Annotated in this window: 1 protein-coding gene; it reads right to left on the bottom strand. The window is 42.3% G+C overall.

Annotated elements, in window-relative coordinates:
- Positions 1–264 precede the first annotated feature (264 nt).
- Positions 265–1,434, bottom strand: coding sequence for a uracil-xanthine permease family protein (locus V7137_RS13280; RefSeq protein WP_335698530.1), 1,170 nt, complete (start codon positions 1,432–1,434; stop codon positions 265–267).
- Positions 1,435–1,586 lie beyond the last annotated feature (152 nt).

Below are 1,586 nucleotides of genomic sequence, written 5' to 3'. Positions count from 1 at the left end.
AAAATAGCCTTAGTGAACAAAGAAAAAGGCTCCCGCACAGCAGCAACCAATTTTATTAGCTCTCCCGTCTACATTGGATACGGCTTTCTTTTCCGGAAATACATTTTTTTAATTTAACTTTATTTATTTTAACTCCATGGATGTCGTTGCTTATAGGTCCTTCTCTAAGAATAGTAAAAAAAGGTTAACATTTCCTTTGACCTAGTTGTTTACGCACAAATAAAAAGCCATTCCGCTGCAAGTGTTTGGAATGGCTTTTTCATTTTAACGTTCATTCTTTGTCGTAAAATCGGGAACGAGCCAATGGATGAGCAATCCAGTAATAGTAGCGTAGGCGATACCATTGTGAGCATATCCAACTCCGATGATGAAGATGATCGCGACGATGACCAAATTTTTCATATTTGCCAGACTCACTTTTTCCTCAATAAGGTGACGGATCCCCATGGCAGCGATCATACCAAATAACAGGATACATATGCCGCCCATCACTGCAACTGGAATGGATTGGATAACAGCTCCAACTTTACCGAACAAGCCAAGAAGAATCGCAAGAACAGCAGCGCCTTGAACGATCCTACTGGAAAACTGGCGTGTGATGGCTAGAACCCCGAGATTTTCCGCGTAAGTTGTTTGTGCAGGTCCGCCGATGAAGCCGGAGATTAATGTTGCAATACCATTCCCCCATAGGATGCTTGAAAATCCAGGATTCTTTGTCACATCTTTTCCTGTAATCTCATTTAGTACAAACATATGTCCAAGGTCTTCGATGATGGTAACCAGTGCAATTGGCGCCATTCCGAGGATCACGACCCACGTGAATTCCGGCATGACGACATGCGGAAGAGCAAAAGTCGGTGCAGTGGCGATGGTATGAAAATCCACAAATCCACGCACCGAGGCATAAGCATACCCTACTGCAAGACCGATTATGAGCGGCAAAAGGCGGATTACCTTTGTACCTGCAAGCGTTGCGATGACCGCTGCAAGAAGGCTGACGATAGCGACATCCCAATGGGTCGAAGCCATGTTGGTCACCGCCGTGGTTGCCAGCGAAAGACCGATAATACTTACAACAGGTCCGACGACAACTGCAGGAATTACCTTGCGGACTTTTTCAAAGCCGACAAATGAAATGATTATAGATACAATGGCATAAACAATGGAAACGCTGATAAGACCTGCAACGGCTTGACCAGGTGAATGTAACTTCCCCACATACAACGCAAGCGGAGCAATAAAGGCAAAGGATGAACCTAGATACGTAGGAACCTTTCCGCGTGTAATAAGATGGAAAATCAAGGTTCCTAAACCACTGGCAATAAGTGCACTTCCAGGATCAAGACCGGTTAGTGCCGGCACCAAAACTGTAGCACCAAACATCGCAAACAAATGCTGTAATGATAATGGAATTGCGCTTAAAAATTTTTTCAATCGTGTTTCCCCCCTTTAATAGTTCCTTCATTTATCATATATTTCTTCTATTTATTTTTAGAATAAATATTCGTTTGAAAAATGTATTTTCTGTATATTTCGATTTTTACAAGAATGAAAAAATACAATTCCTGATCTACACTATCCATATC

It is taken from the genome of Neobacillus drentensis (genome assembly GCF_036962765.1).
GTDB lineage: Bacteria > Bacillota > Bacilli > Bacillales > Cytobacillaceae > Neobacillus > Neobacillus drentensis_C.
The sequence above is the reverse complement of the archived record's forward strand: the minus strand, read 5'-3'. Positions and strand labels throughout refer to the sequence as shown.